Below are 19,968 nucleotides of genomic sequence, written 5' to 3'. Positions count from 1 at the left end.
TAGCCTTCCACTCCAACCCACAAATATTTAACTTTTTAGCAAAGGTTTTTAAATAAAGTTTAGGTGTTCACTACGCATTTATTAAAGCGTGTTGTAACTAAACACTTCTCCACATTGAAAATAAGAGCCTGTTCTTCCTCTAATTATACAAATGGGCAATTCGATCGCAACAGCTAAATGAAAGATAAAGAAAAGACACTTTTTCCACATGGTGGAGGCGGCTTATCGGACGCCCCTTGAACGGAAATCAACCCCTTGCCTTGCCAAAAGGTCTTTCTCTTCTATTATAATGCAGCATGCATTCCTGCAATACGTCCCGTTACGAGAGCAGAGGTAATATTATAGCCTCCTGTATAGCCATGAATATCAAGAATTTCTCCACAGAAGAATAAACCTTCTTTTTTCTTTGATGCCATTGTTTTTGGCTCGATTTCTTTTACAGAGACACCACCGCCCGTAACAAACGCTTTGTCAAGTGACTGTGTGCCGCTCACTTTTAATGTGAAATTGACTAGTAAATGTGCTAATTGACGAATTTTCTCTTGGGATAACTCAGCACCCGTTGATTGGACATCGATATTTGCTCGCTCACATAAGAATAAGAGCCACCGTTCGGGTGTAATGCCTTTCCAGACATTTTTCACAGCCTTTTTTGGATCTTCCTTGATTAGTTTATTTAAATATTGCAGACATGTTTCTTCATTATAATGAGGCAGTGTCTGAATACGCATTGTCACTGGTTCATAGCCTGTTTTCATTAACTCTTTCACAACGAACTGACTACAGCGTAAAACAGCGGGGCCACTCAAGCCAAAATGGGTAAAGAGCATATCCATTTGATGTGTGACAAGTGTCTTGCCTTTTTTGTTGAGCACAGAGACAGCGACATCACGCAATGCTAGACCTTGAAGCTCACGCGCTTGGATAAAGTCCTCTTTTGATAGAACAGGCACCTCTGTTGGGAAGAGCGTCGTGATTGTATGACCAGCACGCTCTGCCCAAGGATAGCCATCACCTGTTGAACCAGTTTGTGGGACTGCCTTGCCACCAACTGCTACAACAACTGCTTGACTACGGACTTCGGAGCCATCCGCAAGACGTACACCCAAAATTTTATCTTCGTCCATCAGAAGCTTACTGACGGCTGTGTGTAAACGAACTTCAATATGTAGTCGTTGAAGCTGACGAATTAGTGTATCAACTACATCTTGTGCCCGATTAGATACAGGGAACATTCTGCCGTGATCCTCTTCTTTTAGGGCGACACCAAGCCCTTCAAAAAATGCGATAATATCTTCGTTATTATAAACTGTAAATGGACTATAAAGAAAACGACCATTGCCAGGTATATGCTTGACGATTTCTTCGACAGGTAAACGATTAGTAACATTACAACGTCCACCGCCAGAGATGGCTAATTTCTTGCCAAGTTTTGCGCCTTTTTCTAACAATAACACTTTCTTTTTACGCTCTCCGGCAGCAATCGCCGCCATTAAACCAGATGGGCCACCACCGATCACGATTACATCATACATAGTTAGAAACTCACTTTCTGTTCAAATTAGGAATCTTTCCTATTATACATGAAGTCTATATAGAGAGGGGCTTTCTTGGACATTGAAAATAATAGAAAAGTGTTTTATAATTCCTTATCTCATCTTTCGTGATGAAGAGTGTTTATAGTAGAATGAAACACATGAATCTTTGTTATACAATTGTTTCGATGAAAGTTTTCCTTTATTAGCATTGTCAGCATGAAATGAACGTCTTTTCATGCTATTATGGTAAAGGTTATGCACTAAATTATGAGGTGAAAAATAGAATGTGCGGATTTATTGGTTATATTAATGGAACAAATGTGATTGATCATCATCAAACAATAGAAAATATGATGAATACAATTATTCACCGCGGACCAGATAGCGGCGGTATTCATAGTGACGATAAAGTAACGTTAGGTTTCCGTCGATTAAGTATTATTGACTTATCAGAAGTAGCAAATCAACCATTATATAGTGAAGACGGCAATATTGTGCTTGTATTTAATGGGGAAATTTTCAACTTCCAAGAGTTACGTGCAGATCTTATTGAAAAAGGTCATACGTTTAAAACACAGTCAGATAGTGAAGTCATTATTTATGGCTATGTAGAATATGGCGTAGATTTTGTGAAAAAACTACGTGGGATGTTTGCCTTCTGTATTTGGGATAAAAAGAATGATTTACAATTTATTGCACGTGATGGTTTTGGTATTAAACCATTGTACTATTCTGAGCATACAACAGATGGTACATTTATTTTCGGCTCTGAAATAAAATCGTTTTTACCACATCCTTCATTTATTAAAGAATTAAATAAACAGGCGATACGCCCATACTTAACATTCCAATATTCTTCAATGGATGAAACCTTCTTTAAAGGTGTCTTTAAATTACCGCCTGCACACTATATGCTGATTCAAAATGGACAAAAGCAAATTGTGCAATATTGGGATAAAAAATTCCATGCAAAAGACGCACCGATTGAAAAATATATCGAAGAAATTCAGTCAACGGTTAAAGAGTCTGTAGAAGCTCATAAAATTAGTGATGTAAAAGTTGGTTCATTCTTATCTGGTGGTATTGACTCTAGTTATATTACTTCTTTATTACGCCCAGATAAATCCTTCTCAGTAGGATTTGCTGACTATGAAGATATGTTCAATGAGACAAATCTTGCAAAAGATTTATCAGATACGTTGAATATTCAAAATGAACGTAGATATATTACAGCAGATGAGTGTTTTGAAGCTCTTCCTAAAATTCAATGGCATATGGATGAGCCACAGTCCAATCCATCTTCAGTGCCACTTTACTTCCTTTCAGAGCTTGCATCAAAAGATGTAACAGTTGTGCTATCAGGTGAAGGCGCAGATGAAATTTTTGGTGGCTATGCTTGGTATCAAAACTCAGGGAAAATGCAAAAATACGAAAAACTACCATTAGGTCTTCGTAAAACATTACGAGGAATGGCAGAAGCCCTACCGAAAAATCAATATACGAACTTCCTGATTAAAGGTGCTCAAACGGTAGAAGAGCGTTTTATTGGAGAAGCAGTCGTGTGGGATGAAGTAGATGCCATTAACGTTTTAAAACCAGCTTATAAAAATGCGCCATCTGTAAAATCGATTACAAAACGAATTTATGATGAAGTGCCTGGTGATGACGATGTGACAAAAATGCAATACCTTGATCTAAACCTTTGGATGCCTGGTGACATTTTATTAAAAGCAGATAAAATGAGTATGGCTCACTCAATTGAATTACGTGTACCATTTTTAGATAAAGAAGTTATGGAATTAGCGAAAAATATTCCATCCAGATATCGTGTCAACGACATTGATACAAAATATGTTTTACGTCAAGCGGCACATCAAGAATTACCAGAGGAATGGGCGAAACGGCCAAAACTTGGTTTCCCAGTGCCAATTCGTCACTGGTTACGTGAAGAAAAGTATTACAGCATGGTGAAAGAAATGTTTACAACGGACTTTGCGAATGAATTCTTTGATACAAAACAATTAGTGGGTTATCTAGATGAGCACTATGAAGGGAAAGCAAATCGCGGTCGATATATTTGGACGGTTTATGTATTCCTAGTGTGGTATAAAAAGTTCTTTGTGGACATGGTATAAGAAATACGGTTAATCGGTGGGGATGTTCCATTCCTCACCGATTATTTTAAGGTCTTTTTTCATCAGGTATTTTTGAATGAACTTTTTGGTGTATTTATGCGTCTCATTTCCTATAAATATGTTAAGATTACAGTTGGTTTACTTATGCTATTCACAAGGTGATAGCGCTTGCATGTTGGTTTCTTTGAAGTAACAGAAACGAAAATGTTTTATAAGTATCCTTGAAGTGTTACGATAATAATATTGATTTTACAATGAATGGATGGGTATGATGTCCAATTTAATGAAAGGTACTGCGATATTAACACTGGGGATGTTTTTATCGAAGGTACTCGGATTAATTTATATTTTTCCGTTTTATGCAATTGTTGGCGAAAAGAACATTGCGCTTTATCAGTATGCATATATTCCCTATTCTATTATGTTGGCAATAGCTATTTCAGGTGCGCCAATAGCCGTCTCTAAATTTGTCTCCAAGTATAATGCAATGGGAGACTATCAATCAGGTCGCAAGCTGATGAAATCGGGCATACTCATTATGATGGTAACAGGCTTCGGGGCATTTATTGCACTCTTCCTGCTTGCAACGCCGATAGCAGGGCTAGTTATTAAAAGTGAGGAACAAGTCTTTACGGTTGAACAGATTGCTTCGGTGATTCGCTGGGTCAGCTTTGCCTTAATCGTCGTACCATTTATGAGTCTATGGCGCGGCTTCTTCCAAGGCTATGACAAAATGGAGCCTACGGCAGTTTCTCAATTGGTAGAACAAATTGTGCGAATTGTTGTGTTACTTGGTGGTTCTTTCTTAGTCGTTGTGGTGTTCAAAGGGAAGCCAGAGACAGCGATTTCGTTTGCTGTGTTTGCTGCCTTTATTGGGGCAATCGGTGGATTAGGTGTTCTTTATTACTACTGGAAAAAATATCAGCCTGAATTCAACTTATTACGTAGCCAAAGTGTGACGTCTACACAGCTACCGATGTCCAATATTTATAAAGAAGTGATTACCTATTCCATACCAATGGTGTTTGTTGGAGTAGCCAACCCGTTATTCCAATTAGTTGACATGCTTACATTTAATGGGGCGATGACTTCCATTGGTTTAGCAGAAGTGACAGATACTTATTTATCGATGATAAACTTTATGACACATAAGGTTGTCATCATTCCGGTCATGCTAGCGACAGGCTTTTCAATGGCATTAGTACCGACGATTACAAAATATTACACACAAGGTGAGTATTTATCGCTACGCCATGCGATGGATAAAACCTATCAAATTTTAATCTTTATTACATTGCCAGCTGTAGTAGGTATTTCTCTTTTAGCTAATGAAATCTACTTCATGCTTTATTCAGAAAGTGAAATGGGTGCTACTATATTAGCGCATTATGCACCAGTTGCGATTTTATTTGCGTTATTCCAAGTAACAGCAGCGTTGTTACAAGGGATTGATTTTCAAAAGTGGATTGTCTTCAGCTTATTATCAGGGATATTCGTAAAGCTAGCGTTAAATATTCCATTTATTCGTTGGCTGGAGGCAGATGGTGCCATTGTGGCAACTGCAATTGGCTATAGTGTATCGATTCTTATCAATATCCTTGTGCTACGAAAAACATTGAATTATCGATCAGAAATGGTTGTTCGTCGTGTTATGTTGATTGCTTTATTGACAATGGCAATGGCAATTAGCGTGCTCGTTGTGCATAAATTATTGGAATTGCTTATGGGCCCAGTTGATAGTAAATTCTCAGCATTACTATTCTCTATTATTTGTGCGGGTGTTGGTGTGGCTGTTTACGGCTTTTTATCACTGCGCTTAGGTTTGGCACAAAAGTTATTGGGAGAACGATTAACGCGCATTATGAGCAAGCTGGGAATGAAATAGGAGTGGTACTATGCGTTTAGATAAATTACTAGCGAATATGGGGTATGGTTCCCGTAAAGAAGTGAAGCAGCTATTAAAGCAAAAGGCTGTCACAGTGGATGGTGCTTATGTTAAAGACGCAGCGCTACATGTAGACCCAGAACAGCAAATTGTATCAGTGTTTGGAGAGCGCGTTGTTTATACAGAGTTTGTCTATTTTATGATGAATAAGCCACCTGATGTTATTTCTGCAACAGAAGATTTAAGAGACGAAACGGTGATTGATTTATTAGAGCCATTGCATCAGCATTTTCAACCTTTCCCAGTTGGTCGGCTGGACAAAGATACAGAAGGGTTACTGTTATTAACCAATGACGGTTTGCTTGCTCATAATTTATTGTCTCCGAAAAAACATGTGCCAAAGGTTTACTTTGCACAGATTGAGGGCGTTGTGACGGAAGAAGATGTCGAGAAATTTGCGCATGGCGTGGAATTAGATGATGGCTACGTTACAAAGCCTGGAAAGCTTGTGATTCTACAATCTGCACAGCAATCAGAAATAGAGCTGACCATTCAGGAAGGCAAATTTCATCAGGTGAAACGAATGTTTGAGGCTGTGGGTAAACGTGTAACGTATTTAAAGCGGTTGTCTATGGGGAATCTTCAACTAGATGATAAGCTGGCATTAGGTGAATATCGTGAACTAACTGCAGAAGAGCTAGCCAGCTTACAAAACAATCATTAACACAATCCTCGGTGCTACTATAGCATCGGGGATTTTTTATATACAGTATGATGACAGTAACGGTATAATATGAATGAGTTACTGTGATGTACTCATGTAGCTTATCATTATCTAAAGTTTTTAAAATATGATGGTGAAAATAGGTAGAGGACAAACATATGAAGAACCTGCGTATAAAATTATTACTATCTTTAATAGCTTTTGCAGTCATACTCGTTGCTGTCATTTCATATGTCAACAGACAAATACTAGTGGCAGATATCGAGAAGCAAGTGGCCATGAATAAAGTATTAATTGAAAATCATATTCTGACAGATATGCAAACGATCGATAATGCTCATTTTTATTTTGATAAAAATATGTCAGATAATATGGAACAGGAACTTAGACAATTACAAAACGATTATCGCAAAAATCCTGCTATTGAAACTTGGGATTTGCAACAGAAGAAACAGAAGCATGGTATGGATATTTACATAGTAGATCGATCCAACAAGGTGATTTACACGACATTTGAGAAAGATATTGGTTTGGATTTTTCGAGCTGCTGTCAGCGTTTTTCGGCATTATTGGATGAGCGGCGTGCTAGTGGTGAGTTTTATACAGATGGAATAGATATTTCGACAACGACAGGAGAATACCGAAAGTTCGGCTATTTGGCAACGCATGATAAGAAATATCTGCTTGAGTTAGGCATAGACTTACTGAATGATCCAGTCTTTCAAACCTTTAATTTTGAGAAAACCGCAGAATACTTAATTGCTAAATACGAGGATTTAGTAGAAGTGCAAATCATTAACGCCGGTGGAGTTTTTTTTGATGATTCTAGATTGAAGAAGATCACCGTGCGAGATCAATCCAAACAATTTCAGCAATATTTTGAGCTAGCAAAGAAAAAAATGGAGCCAGTTGAATTTCAAAAAGCATTACATCATGGTTATATAGAAACGCATCTTTTTTTGCCTTATGAAGCAGAGACAGTGAGAGGGGAGTCTTCAAAAAGGCTTGTTTATGTGAAATTTGTCAATTTTACTAAAATAGAAGCGCTCCAAAAAAATACAAAACAATTTTGGATTTTACTATCCATTGCCTTGCTAACAGCATTTATTATGCTATTAGTCATCAATAAAATTTTATCTAAAACAATCTATCTTGCCACATTCGATCCGTTAACAGGTGTCTATAATCGTGCTACCTATATTCGGAAGTTTGACAATTTATTAAAAAAACGAAAAATGAATGTGCCGGGTTTATTGTTAATCGACTTGGATAATTTTAAGCAAGTAAATGATCAATTTGGGCATGTTGAAGGGGATCGTATCCTGATTGAAACAGCCATGATTTTAAAGCATGTAGTGAAAAACAATGGCTTTGTCGTGAGATTTGGTGGAGATGAATTTGCCATTGTCTTGTACGATACGACAGAACAACAGATGCAACAAATTGCAAAGGCCATTTTGACTCAAATCAGAACCGTAAAATATGAGGGATATGCTAGTGAAAAATGGTCCGTATTATCTGTCAGCATGGGTGGCGCTATATATCATCATGCTGAAGAGACAGAAATGAGCTTATTTGAACGGGCGGATAAGGCACTATATCAATCTAAAAATGCAGGTAAAGATCAATATTCTAGTTATGCTGAGGTCGCTGCTGACGAAGACTATAGTATTTAAAAAACGCTCCATTCTATCATTAGCCAATGATAGCAATGGAGCGTTTTTTAATGCGTTGTCGTTTTGGATCTATAAAAGAAACAACTACATAATACAAGAATGGCGATGACAGCAAACATAGCATTCATATAATGAGTCAATAACCAACCACCTATTATGGGTCCAATAAAGCCGCCTAAATTTTTAAATTGCGCAGCGCCCAAATAAGTTGCTTTTTGTGTATCTGGTGCAATTTCATCAATCATAACATTCATTGTTGGGAAGGCAAAAATCTCACCTATTGTAAAAATAATCATGGCGATGATATAGAGCGTATAATTATTGGAGAATCCGAACAAAAATAGACCAATTGCAAAGAACAGTATACCTACCAACAATGTTGCGGACGATGAAAATCGCTCTGATACAATGCTTATTGGTAATTGTAATAATAAGACAACCGCTGCATTGAGAGAGATTAATAGCGAATAAAGTTTCGCACCTTCCTCAATTTTTAATTCAATGATTTGTGGTAATGTAGAATCAAATTGAGAGTATCCTATATTGATTAGGATGGCACCTAAAATAAAGCTAAGTAGTACACGATTTGTCAATAGGATTGTGAATGTGCTTAGTATTTTTGTTTGAGTGACAGCTTTAGGTTGTTGCATTTGATAACGGTTTAACACGAAAAATAAAAATACAGCATAAATGATATACATAATACCTGTCAGCATAAAGGGGATACTTGGACTTGATAGCTGTGAGATGTACACACCGATAATAGGGCCGATGACCGCTGCAATATTAATGGCTGTATAACGTAATGAAAATAGTCTTTTTCGTTTATCAGCAGGTGTAAAATCAATCATTAATGCCTGTGTGGAAGGTTCAAAAAATGAACGACAAAGACCATTCAAGGCATTGAATAGGACAAAGAGCCATACGGTATGAACAGTTGCAAAGCCGAAAAATACAAGGCTCCAAACAATAATTGTTAGTAAAATAACACTTTTTCGACCAAAGCGATCTGTTAGATAACCACCGAAAAATCCACCAATAGTGGAAATAAGTGGCGCAATTCCAATCGTCAACCCAATTTGTAAAGGGGAGGCTTGAATTTCATTATGTAGATAAATAGCTAAAAAAGGCATTGCCATAAAGCTTGCAATACGTGTAAATATTGTTCCGCCTAAGATGATCCAAACTAATGGATGAAAGTACGTTGACAATTTCAAATAAAACCCTCCTCTCAACATTTAGAATGTTTCGAGTTTAACGGATTGTTAAGCAACTGTAAATAGTCAAAATAATCTTGAAGGAGCACATAGGGAAATTTTTACGTAAGTATAGAGCATAAAGGGGATGTGAAATGTATGTTTTGAATGCACAACAGTGAAATGACCAGCCCTTCCAATAAGCCATAAAAAAATCTAATACGCTTATAATGACAAAAAAGAATGACCCCGACGAAAGGTCATTCTTTTTCCATACACAATGCTTTACGTACAAAACGTAAAACTAAGACGTCATTTTTACTTTTTTCTTCGTCGTTGTCCATTTGCCTCGACTTGGACTCATTACCAAATCGTTAAAGGCTAACACGTTCAAATCTCTTTGAACGGTGCGAGGAGTGATACTAAACTCTTCGACTAAATCCTGTGTAGACACGGTTCCTTTGTCTAAAATAAACATGTACACGTCTTTAATACGATTAAGCATTCGATCAGTAGTTGGTTTCATTAAATGAACCACTCCTTCATCTTAATTCTCTTGGCAAAGACTAGCGGACGACAATATGTGCGGAGTGCACTTAGGCTAATAAGTAGCTGCCTTAGACATCCCTTTTTCTAATTTTATAGTCAGAACAATTATTCTGATAACTTCATTATATAGAAAAACTACTTAATTTTCTAGTGAATGCAAGAGAAATTTACATTTGAAACATAAATTTTATACTGTATTTTGTGGGAATACGTGAAAAACATGCTATATGTGGTAGTGTCAGTAGAAGTTACTGAAAATAGTTGTCAGAAAGCTGATTGTCATATATGTTGTAAGGTGTAGAATAATGTTGATACTTTGAAGGAGGTATATGGTATGGATTGGTTACAGGCTGCAAAAGAAAGGCAAGATGAATTGATACAAGAGTTACAGGAGCTTGTGCAAATTAATAGTGTTCTTGATGAGGATACAATAACTACTGAAGTACCATTTGGAGATGGTCCACTTCAAGCGCTTGAATGGTTACTAGCAAAAGGTCAGAACCAAGGCTTACAAACGAAAAATGTTGATAATTATGCTGGGCATATTGAAATGGGTTCAGGTGAAGAATTACTTGGTATTTTATGTCATGTTGATGTTGTACCGGTTGGAGACGAAGCTGACTGGACATACCCACCATTCAGCGGTACAGTAGCAGACGGTAAGTTATATGCACGTGGTGCGATTGACGATAAAGGTCCTACGATTGCGGCATGGATGGCTATGAAGCTTGTGAAAGAAGCAGGTATTCCATTAGAAAAAAGAGTACGAATGATTATTGGTACGGATGAAGAAACAGGATTCCGCTGTGTCGACCACTATTTTAAACAAGAGGAAATGCCGACAATTGGTTTTGCACCAGATGCGGATTTCCCGCTCATCAATGCGGAAAAAGGCATTGCCGAGCTTGTGTTCTCTCAAAATAAAATAGGTGATGCAACGAAAGAACAACTACTACTATTTAATGCAGGAAAGCGCCCAAATATGGTACCTGATTTTGCGAAAGCAACAATTCAGCATGTCTTCGAGCCATTCGAACAGAATTTTCAAACATTTTTAAGCAAAAATCAGCTAGAAGGCTCTTTATTAATGGAGGACTCTCGCTATATAATAACTATCAAAGGTAAAGCAGCCCATGCAATGGAACCAGAAAAAGGTGTTAATGCAGCTGTTTATCTTGCAGCATTTTTACAACAAGAGTTGACGACAGAGGCAAGTAAACAATTTGTTGACTTTATCGCACATGCTTTTTATCAGGATCATTATGGCCATCAGCTTGCGCTACAATTTGAGGATGCAATGTCAGGAAAAACTACATTAAATCCAGGTATCGTCAGCTATGATGTTCATAAAGGTGGCAGTTTAGTAATTAGTATGCGCTATTCTGTGTCCTACCCATTCGATGAAAAAATAATGGCGGCTCAACGCTTAACGGTGGAAAAAGGGTTCTCACTAGATATTCAAGACGACTCCAAACCGCATTATGTCAGTGAAGATGATCCATTTATCCAGACATTAGCAGCTATTTATAGACGTCAAACGGGTGATAGAGAAACACCGCTATTATCGACAGGTGGTGGGACGTATGCACGTGTGATGAAAAAAGGAGTGGCATTTGGCATGCTGTTTCCAGGAGAGCCAGATGTAGCGCATCGTGCAGATGAGTTTGTTGTCGTTGAAAATCTCGTTAAAGCTGCAGCAATTTATGCTGAAGCAATTGTTGAACTTGCAGGAAAAAAATAACTCAAAGACGAAAAGGATGAACAAAACATGGCATATTCATTATGGAATGATCAAATTGTTGAAGAAGGATCGATTGTGGTATCTCCAGAAGACCGAGGTTATCAATTCGGTGACGGCATTTATGAGGTAATCAAAGTTTATAACGGAAATATGTTTACAGCACAAGAGCATATTGATCGTTTCTATGCAAGCGCCGAAAAAATTCGTCTTGTTATTCCTTATACAAAGGACGTTTTACACAAATTATTACATGAGCTAATTGAAAAAAATAATCTAGATACAGGGCATGTATACTTCCAAATTACACGTGGTGCTAATTCCCGTAATCATGTTTTCCCAGATGCGAGTGTTCCAGCTGTATTAACTGGTAATGTTAAAGAGGGTGCACGTGCATATGAAAACTTTGAAAAAGGGGTAAAGGCTACTTTTGTTGAGGATATTCGTTGGTTACGCTGTGATATCAAATCTTTAAACCTACTTGGTGCAGTATTAGCAAAGCAAGAGGCTGCTGAAAAAGGTTGCTATGAAGCGATATTACATCGTGGGGATATCGTGACAGAATGCTCATCAGCGAATGTTTATGGTATTAAAGACGGAAAGCTTTATACACATCCAGCGAATAACTTCATTTTAAATGGCATTACTCGTCAAGTCATTTTAAAATGTGCAGAGGAAATTAATTTACCTGTCGTTGAAGAACCGATGACAAAAGCTGATTTATTAACGATGGATGAAATCATTGTTTCGTCTGTATCTTCTGAAGTGACGCCTGTAGTTGATGTTGATGGAAACCAAATTGGTGCTGGTGTACCGGGGGAATGGACACGTCAATTGCAACAAGCTTTTGAAGCGAAATTACCACTTTCTTCAAATACAAAATAAAAAAACATTTTAGAGAACTACCAATAAGGATAGTTCTCTTTTTTTATGGATGTAATGTTGAGTGTCGTCATGTAAAATAAAAAGGATAGGAAAGAATAATTTTACAGATTGAAATTCGTAGAACAAATGTCGATGTAATGTATACAATTGCCTCTTTTTCTACTAAAGCAATCATAATCCATGATGCCTCGGTGTAATAGTGTCTAAATTTTTTCAAGCCTGCAAGTAAGAAGTTAACCTCAAGCCATCCTGTGCTGTGATAGCAGTTAACTATCTTCTCTTAAAGGTTGTAACATTCGTCGGGGGATTCGGGACAATTTGGAGTAGATCACGTCGTCATTGCTTCAGAGCATGATGCTTTTTGACAGTGTTCTCCCTATTTCAGCGAGCGTTTGAACACACGCTTTTAGTACAAAAAACAATTGCTGAATCAAGATAAAAAGAAATATAGATATGGTGAGTAAGAATGGAGTGACCTTTACATGGCACAATTGGTGAAATTACAAGATTATATTTCACGCTATCAAATTGATTTAGCGAGATATCCAACTCAATTTGTGCGCTTAAAGAAAAGTCAGTGGGAGCGCATTAAGCGTCAGTGGGAGTTGGGAGAGGATATAAGCGAATGGCAACATGACGACAATGAGGCAGAAACAAATGCCTTCGAAGAAAAGGAACGGTTTTCCTTCTTCAAAAAAATCTTTGCTGGTCGCCAAAAGGAAGCAACTGAGGATGTTGAAAAACTAGAAATATCCAACGAGCTTGTCAGTGATGAAGATACTATTCCAGAAGAAGAAACGACGCTCACATTTGAACCTAAAATTGTGTTTGCACCACAATCCATCCATGAGCTGAAACGAATGTTTATCGATCAATTTTTCCATTTTCAAATGAAATGGGCTAGTTCAACATTACGTGAAAAATCATATGTAGATCCTCGTTTCATGCGTGACTCTTTACTACGTACATTATTGCAAACGTTACCAGATAACTATTTGTTGTTTTATTATCCCATTCTACAAATAAGAAAAGCCCCTATTGAGCTTGATGTAGTACTCATGTCACCAACAGAATGTATTTGTATTACGGTGTTAGAAGCTGAAAATCAAGCTGTCTATGTAGGTGGTAGTGATCGCTTCTGGATGAAGAAAGTGGGAACTAAGGACGTTAAAGTACTGAATCCAACAATTAATTTAGGGCGGATGGAATCGGTGCTATCGCAATTATTTAAACAAGAGAATATAGATATGCCTATCCGTAAAGTTGTGCTAACTCGGAATGGTTATTTTGATTATCCTGGTGCACCATTTGGGGTTCGCTTTGTTGATCGTCGAAATTACCACGAATGGATAGAGCAGTTGAGAAAAGTTTCCTCTCCTATGAAGCATATGCAAATACGGGCTGCTCAAACAATTTTAAATACTGTCCAAACAACCTCCTTTAATCGAGACATTTGGCAGCAAGCGCCACAACCAACAGAGGACTGATATATGCAGGTATTATTTATTGTCAATGAGGCAGCAGGAAATGGGAAAGGCAAGAGGGTTTGGCTTCAGCTGCAACAGCAACTAACGATCACCTATCAAGTAGCTTTTACGGAATATGAAGGACATGGAAAGGAAATAGCCAAACAATGGGCTCAGCAACAGCAAGAACACATGTTACTTGTCGTTGTTGGTGGTGATGGCACCATCCATGAGGTAGTTAGTGGTGTTGTACATAATAAATACGTCATTATAGGTGTCGTTCGAGCAGGCTCTGGCAATGATTTTGCCCGCTTTTTCCCAATCTTTCAACATGCGAGGCAAATAGAGGCCTATGTAAGGACCACTATGGCCAATACACAGATGGATGCAGGAATTATTCAGCTCGGTGATAAATGGAAGGAAATTTTCGTTAATAATGCGGGTATAGGCTTCGATGCCTATGTGACAAAATCAATTAATACATCTCGTCTTAAATTTTATCTGAATAAAATTGGGCTAGGAAAGCTTTCCTACGCTGTAGCTGTTATGAGAGGGTTATTTCGCTTTGAGCGTTTTGATGTAACGATTCTTTCAGGTGAACAAGAATGGCAATTCCAGCAGGCATGGTTTGTAGCGATGAGTAATCAGCCTTATTTCGGGGGAGGCATGAAAATATCACCAGCTGCAAAAGCAGATGATGGCCATGTGGATATAACGATTGTCCATGGAATATCACGTATCAAATTATTACTTGTTTTTATCACTGTTTTTTTTGAAAAGCATACAAAATTTAAGGAAATTACTTTTTTACAGGGCCAACACTTTGATATGAGTGTACGCGCTCATCAGGTTGATTGTCATACGGATGGCAATTACGTGGGCGTTGTGAATCAAGGGACCCCTATACACTGTACAGTACAGCAAAATGCATGGCAGGTTATTGCTAAAGATGCCTAAAAATATCATTGTGCAATAATTTCATGCGAATTGTAGGGGAATACGTTATACTATAAAAAATCAATAATTTCACAAGAAAGAAATGAGGAACAACATTGAGATTAAGAAATAAGCCTTGGGCAGAGGAAATGATTACAGATCACCCAGAGGTGATTATTCCAAATCCTGAAGACTTTAAAGGAAAGTGGCAGTCTGTTTTCGGAAATGACAATCCTATCCATATTGAAGTAGGTTCTGGAAAAGGGCAATTTGTTACAGGCATGGCTTTGCAAAACCCAACGATTAATTATATTGGCATTGAGCTTTATGATAGTGTGATTGTTTGTGCACTAGAAAAAGTGCTAGAGGCAAAATCTCCAGCGAATTTACGCTTACTAAAAGTAAATGGCGCAGATTTATATAAATTCTTTGATAAAAATGATGTATCACGTGTATACCTGAATTTCTCAGATCCTTGGCCAAAAACACGTCATGCAAAAAGACGTTTAATGCACGAGGGTTTTTTGAAATTATATGAGTCGATTTTAGTGGATAATGGGGAAGTCCATTTTAAAACGGATAACCGTGGTCTGTTCGAGTATTCTTTAATCAGTATGTCTGAATATGGTATGTTACTAAAGTATGTATCTCTCGACCTACATGCAAATATGCCAGAGGATAATGTGATGACGGAATATGAGGAGAAATTTTCTGCGAAAGGGCAGCCGATTTATCGCTTAGAATCACAATTTATCACTAAATTGTAGGGGGAATATGGATGGATCAGTTACAGTTTCACAAAATGTCATTAACATGGCTTAACGGGGGTGTTACGTGCCTAGATGGCGGGGCAATGTTTGGTGTTGTACCGAAGCCGCTTTGGTCACGTAAATATCCAGTCAATGAAAAAAATCAAATTGAATTACCAACAGAACCCATCCTCATTCAATATGAGGGCAAAAACTACCTGATTGATACAGGAGTTGGTTTTAATAAATTAAACGAAAAACAATTACGAAACTTTGGTGTAACCGAGGAATCCTCATTAACGGAAAGCTTACAGGAACTGGGATTAACAACAGCGGATATTGATGCAGTGTTAATGACTCATTTACATTTTGATCATGCTGGTGGCTTAACACAATGGGAAGAGGATGTACTTGTGCCAACTTTTCCGAATGCCAAAATTTTTGTTACGAAAATTGAATGGGATGAAATGCGTAATCCTAATATCCGCTCTAAAAATACGTATTGGAAAGAGAATTGGGAGCCAGTGCAGCACTTAGTTGAAACCTATGAAGATACGTTGGAAGTGATACCAGGGATCGAAATGATTCATACAGGTGGACATAGTGAGGGACATGCCGTTATCAAGCTAACGCAAAATGGTGAAGTATTATTGCATATGGCGGATATTATGCCAACACATGCTCACCAGAATCCATTATGGGTATTAGCGTATGATGATTACCCAATGACAAGTGTATTTGCCAAAGAGCGACTTATGAAAGAGGCGCTTACCAATAGCTATAGCTTTATTTTCTATCACGATGCATATTACCGTATGATTAAATGGGATGAAACGGGCAAAGAAATTGTGAATAAGCTTGAGCGTAGTAGACAAGCTGTTATTACATTTTAATAGCGCCAGCAAAGGCCGAGGTAATTGACATATAAAATGTCAATTACCTCGCTTTTTTGTTCGTGAACAGGATAGAAAATATGATACACTTAACACGATACTAAAATACAAAAGAGAGTTGAAATAAACATGGCAACTGAACAACCATTTTTACCAGTTTTACTAGGATCAGATATGAATGCATATGGTATGGCACGCGCGTTTTATGAAGCATATGGTATTAAACCACTTGTCTTAGGACGTTCTCATTTAACAGCGACTCAAGATAGCCATATCCTACAATTTCAAGAAATAGATCGTTTAAATGAACAAGATGTTTTTGCACCTGCACTTGCAGAAGTTGCAAAAAAATATGCTGATAAAAAACTATTACTTTTAGCATGTGGAGACGATTATGCTAAGCTGATTATTAAAAATAAGCCAGCGTTACAAGAGCATTTTACTGTACCGTACATCGATGAATCGTTGATGGATGAAATTTTATTGAAAGAAAACTTCTATAAAATGTGTGATCAATATAATTTTAAATATCCAGGTACAACAACGGTGACAGCCGATAACTATGAAAACTTTACACCACCATTTGATTACCCTATTATTTTAAAAGCTTCAAACTCTGTAGAATATTGGGCATGTAAATTCCCAGGTAAGAAAAAAGTATTTGTTGCGCATGATGATGCGGAAAAAACGGCCATATTAAAAGCGATTTATAGCTCAACATATCAGGATACTATGATTATCCAAGAATTTATTCCTGGTGATGATTCTTATATGCGTGTGTTAAATGCTTACGTAGGGAAAGATGGAAAAGTAAAGCTGATGTGTCTAGGTAATCCTATTCTAGAAGAACATTCTCCTGAAGGAATCGGAAGTTATGCAGCCATCGTTACAACCTATGATAAAGAATTAATGGATCAAGTACGATTCTTCTTAGAGGATATCGGTTATACAGGCTTTGCAAATTTCGATATGAAATATGATATTCGAGACAAGCAGTATAAGCTATTTGAAATTAATTTACGTAATGGTCGCTCTAGCTACTATGTAACAGCAAGTGGTCATAATTTAATGAAGTATGTCGCTGATGACCATATGTTAAATATCGAGCAAGATGTCACATATGTGCAGGACAAACATTTATGGATGATTATCCCTAAGGGCGTATTATTCAAATATGCATCAAATGAAAAGCTTAAACTAGAAGCAAAAAAATTAATTAGTGAGGGCAAATATACAAACTCTCTTTACTTTAATGAGGATATGAATACGAAGCGTTGGGTGAAGTTAACCCTCAATAACTTGAATTATTATCGTAAGTATAAAAAGTACTTTAATAATAAAGGTTTATCCGAATAACAATAAGAAGCCATCTCATTCATTGGAGATGGCTTCTTATTGTCTATACATGATTAAACTTCTGTTAGTTCCACTACAACACCAGAGCGTGCGTCGGCAGCAAACTCGAAAGTCTGCATTTCCCCTTCATTCATACGAGAGATTCCTCCGCGATATACTGGAATAGTCATAATACCGTTTGTGAAATCTTCTGTTTTCATAAAAATCCAAGAACCGTCAATCGGTGCATCCTTTTTAAACTCTCTTTTTATGTTTTCAAGTACTTGTCCTGCAGGTACGAACGGAGAAACTTTTTCACTAGCTTCTTTAATAATGACTGCGGCAGCTAAGCCAGTTGCAACACCAATTAAAAAATCACGTAATTTCATACATCTTTCCTCCTTTTTCTATACCTATATTTTAGCATAGCCTATGGAGTGAATGCACGTTCACACTTTAACAGTTTTAGGAAATGTATCAATATTTCGAATTCGGAAATAAATGTGTTACAATAGGCAAGGAAGAATATTCTACTTCGTGGGGAGAGAGTCATCATGAATGAGGAAACATTACAATTATTTAAAACATTAACAGAACTACCAGGCGCTCCGGGGAATGAACATGCTGTACGTGCGTTCATGCGTTCTGAGTTAGAAAAGTACTCGGATGAAATCGTTCAAGATAATTTAGGGGGCATCTTTGGTGTTAAGCGCAGTGAGGTTGCTGACGCGCCAAAAGTGTTGGTTGCTGGACATATGGATGAAGTAGCATTTATGGTTACTTCTATTACAGATAATGGCATGATCCGTTTCCAAACATTAGGTGGCTGGTGGAACCAGGTTATGCTTGCACAGCGTGTAGAAGTTTATACAAAAAATGGCGCAATACCTGGCGTTGTTTCATCTATTCCACCGCATTTATTAACAGATGCAGAACGTGCTAAGCCGATGGATATAAAAAATATGCTTATCGATGTTGGCGCTGACAACAAAGAAGATGCAATGGGTATGGGTGTTCGTCCAGGACAATCTATCATTCCTATTTGTCCATTTACACCAATGGCCAATCCGAAAAAAATTATGGCTAAGGCTTGGGATAACCGTTATGGCTGTGGTCTAGCGATTGAGTTAATGAAAGAAGTACAAAATGAAAAACTAGGATCGCATTTATATTCAGGCGCAAATGTTATGGAGGAAGTAGGTTTACGTGGTGCTCAAGTATCAGCAAATATGATTAAACCAGATTTATTCTTCGCATTAGATGCTTCTCCTGCCAACGATACGTCGGGAGAAAAAAATCAATTTGGACAGCTTGGCAAAGGTACATTACTTCGTATTTTAGACCGCACAATGGTCACACATCGTGGTATGCGAGAATTTATTTTAGATACTGCCGAATCAAATCATATTCCTTACCAGTACTTTGTATCTCAGGGAGGAACTGACGCAGGGCGAGTACATACAGCAAATGATGGTGTTCCAAGCGCTGTTATTGGTGTTTGCTCACGCTATATTCACACGTCAGCGTCCATTATTCATATTGATGATTACGCAGCTGCCAAGGCATTAATTGTTGAATTAGTGAAAAAAGCAGATCGTTCGACATTAGAGACAATTCGCGCTAATGTATAAGAAGTTAAAAAGATGCCTTTTAGAGGCATCTTTTTCTATGGAAAGAAAGTGGGGATTAGATGAATATAGCCATTGGGACAATGAATAAAGCGAAGACAGAGGCAGTTGAAGTAATTGCTCGACAATATTTTGAAGATGCCATCTTTACGCATGTGAAAGCTGCTTCTGAAGTGTCAGATCAACCAATAAGTAATGAAGAAACGAGACTAGGGGCGATTAATCGTGCAAAAAACGCCATGAACACAACAGGTGCACAATTCGCATTTGGCTTAGAGGGTGGCGTAACTGAAATAGATGATGAAATGTATGTTTGTAATTGGGGTGCATTAACAGTTTCTGATGGAACCATTTTCACAGCTGCTGGTGCACAAATTATATTACCAAAAGAAATTGCCCAGGAAATAAGAGGTGGTGGAGAGCTTGGCCCTATTATGGAGCAATACACAAAACGTCGAGATATTCGTCAAGGTACAGGTGCTGTAGGTATTTTTACGCAAGGTTTAGTGAGTCGACAGATAATGTTTGAGCATATTGTATCACTATTGGTTGGTCAATATTTGTTCACATTTTTACAAAAATAGTTAAATGGAATTAGTATTCAGCATGCAGTTAGGTTGCATCTGATGAATAAT

At 37.6% G+C, this 19,968-nt stretch carries 17 protein-coding genes; 13 read left to right on the top strand and 4 right to left on the bottom strand.

Features of this window, described 5'->3' with window-relative positions; translation table 11 throughout:
- Nucleotides 1-284 precede the first annotated feature (284 nt).
- Entirely contained in the window at nt 285-1,535 is a 1,251-nt protein-coding gene (locus tag V6670_RS17225; RefSeq protein WP_338651754.1) for an NAD(P)/FAD-dependent oxidoreductase, read from the bottom strand.
- 287 nt (nt 1,536-1,822) lie between these two features.
- Between V6670_RS17225 and asnB the strand changes: the two genes are divergently transcribed.
- The 4 genes from asnB to V6670_RS17205 all read left to right on the top strand — a co-directional run bounded on the left by asnB (nt 1,823) and on the right by V6670_RS17205 (nt 7,958).
- Nucleotides 1,823-3,673 (top strand): asparagine synthase (glutamine-hydrolyzing), encoded by a 1,851-nt coding sequence (asnB, locus tag V6670_RS17220; protein ID WP_036118787.1) that lies wholly within the window; start codon nt 1,823-1,825, stop codon nt 3,671-3,673.
- Nucleotides 3,674-3,944: 271 nt separating this feature from the next.
- Nucleotides 3,945-5,558, top strand: coding sequence for a polysaccharide biosynthesis protein (locus V6670_RS17215; protein WP_080717031.1), 1,614 nt, complete (start codon nt 3,945-3,947; stop codon nt 5,556-5,558).
- A gap of 10 nt (nt 5,559-5,568) precedes the next feature.
- Nucleotides 5,569-6,282, top strand: coding sequence for a pseudouridine synthase (locus V6670_RS17210; RefSeq protein ID WP_141905329.1), 714 nt, complete (start codon nt 5,569-5,571; stop codon nt 6,280-6,282).
- Between the two features lie 158 nt (nt 6,283-6,440).
- Nucleotides 6,441-7,958, top strand: coding sequence for a GGDEF domain-containing protein (locus V6670_RS17205; protein WP_338651753.1), 1,518 nt, complete (start codon nt 6,441-6,443; stop codon nt 7,956-7,958).
- 47 nt (nt 7,959-8,005) lie between these two features.
- Here the strand turns inward: V6670_RS17205 and V6670_RS17200 are convergent, their stop codons facing one another.
- Nucleotides 8,006-9,175: an MFS transporter gene (locus V6670_RS17200; RefSeq protein WP_080717032.1), complete on the bottom strand. Its 1,170-nt coding sequence runs from the start codon at nt 9,173-9,175 to the stop codon at nt 8,006-8,008.
- A 283-nt stretch (nt 9,176-9,458) separates the two neighbouring features.
- A complete protein-coding gene (locus V6670_RS17195) occupies nt 9,459-9,680 on the bottom strand; it encodes a DeoR family transcriptional regulator (RefSeq protein ID WP_036118795.1) in 222 nt (73 codons plus the stop codon).
- A gap of 357 nt (nt 9,681-10,037) precedes the next feature.
- On the opposite strand from V6670_RS17195, the gene pepV reads away from it, so the two are divergent.
- The 7 genes from pepV (at nt 10,038) to V6670_RS17160 (ending at nt 17,726) form a co-directional block, all read left to right on the top strand.
- The gene (gene pepV, locus V6670_RS17190; protein ID WP_338651752.1) at nt 10,038-11,444 is read left to right on the top strand and encodes a dipeptidase PepV; all 1,407 of its coding nucleotides are present in this window, start codon (nt 10,038-10,040) and stop codon (nt 11,442-11,444) included.
- 27 nt (nt 11,445-11,471) lie between these two features.
- Complete coding sequence (gene dat / locus V6670_RS17185) at nt 11,472-12,326, top strand: D-amino-acid transaminase (RefSeq protein ID WP_338651751.1); 855 nt, start codon at nt 11,472-11,474, stop codon at nt 12,324-12,326.
- Nucleotides 12,327-12,808: 482 nt separating this feature from the next.
- The gene (locus tag V6670_RS17180; RefSeq protein WP_141905325.1) at nt 12,809-13,813 is read left to right on the top strand and encodes a nuclease-related domain-containing protein; all 1,005 of its coding nucleotides are present in this window, start codon (nt 12,809-12,811) and stop codon (nt 13,811-13,813) included.
- 3 nt (nt 13,814-13,816) lie between these two features.
- The gene (locus V6670_RS17175; protein WP_338651750.1) at nt 13,817-14,749 is read left to right on the top strand and encodes a diacylglycerol kinase family protein; all 933 of its coding nucleotides are present in this window, start codon (nt 13,817-13,819) and stop codon (nt 14,747-14,749) included.
- A gap of 95 nt (nt 14,750-14,844) precedes the next feature.
- Nucleotides 14,845-15,495 (top strand): tRNA (guanosine(46)-N7)-methyltransferase TrmB, encoded by a 651-nt coding sequence (trmB, locus tag V6670_RS17170; protein ID WP_338651749.1) that lies wholly within the window; start codon nt 14,845-14,847, stop codon nt 15,493-15,495.
- 11 nt (nt 15,496-15,506) lie between these two features.
- Nucleotides 15,507-16,370: an MBL fold metallo-hydrolase gene (locus V6670_RS17165; protein WP_338651748.1), complete on the top strand. Its 864-nt coding sequence runs from the start codon at nt 15,507-15,509 to the stop codon at nt 16,368-16,370.
- A gap of 129 nt (nt 16,371-16,499) precedes the next feature.
- Nucleotides 16,500-17,726 (top strand): hypothetical protein, encoded by a 1,227-nt coding sequence (locus tag V6670_RS17160; RefSeq protein WP_036118808.1) that lies wholly within the window; start codon nt 16,500-16,502, stop codon nt 17,724-17,726.
- 53 nt (nt 17,727-17,779) lie between these two features.
- On the opposite strand, the gene V6670_RS17155 is transcribed toward V6670_RS17160, so the two are convergent.
- Complete coding sequence (locus V6670_RS17155) at nt 17,780-18,094, bottom strand: peptidase M4 (RefSeq protein ID WP_036118810.1); 315 nt, start codon at nt 18,092-18,094, stop codon at nt 17,780-17,782.
- A 165-nt stretch (nt 18,095-18,259) separates the two neighbouring features.
- On the opposite strand from V6670_RS17155, the gene V6670_RS17150 reads away from it, so the two are divergent.
- Nucleotides 18,260-19,336, top strand: a complete 1,077-nt coding sequence (locus tag V6670_RS17150; protein WP_036118812.1) for a M42 family metallopeptidase — start codon at nt 18,260-18,262, stop codon at nt 19,334-19,336.
- Nucleotides 19,337-19,395: 59 nt separating this feature from the next.
- Nucleotides 19,396-19,917 (top strand): DUF84 family protein, encoded by a 522-nt coding sequence (locus V6670_RS17145; RefSeq protein ID WP_338651747.1) that lies wholly within the window; start codon nt 19,396-19,398, stop codon nt 19,915-19,917.
- The last annotated feature ends 51 nt before the right edge of the window (nt 19,918-19,968 follow it).

The sequence above is a fragment of the Lysinibacillus sp. Y5S-8 genome (genome assembly GCF_036894365.1).
Classification (GTDB): domain Bacteria; phylum Bacillota; class Bacilli; order Bacillales_A; family Planococcaceae; genus Lysinibacillus; species Lysinibacillus fusiformis_D.
The sequence above is the reverse complement of the archived record's forward strand: the minus strand, read 5'-3'. Positions and strand labels throughout refer to the sequence as shown.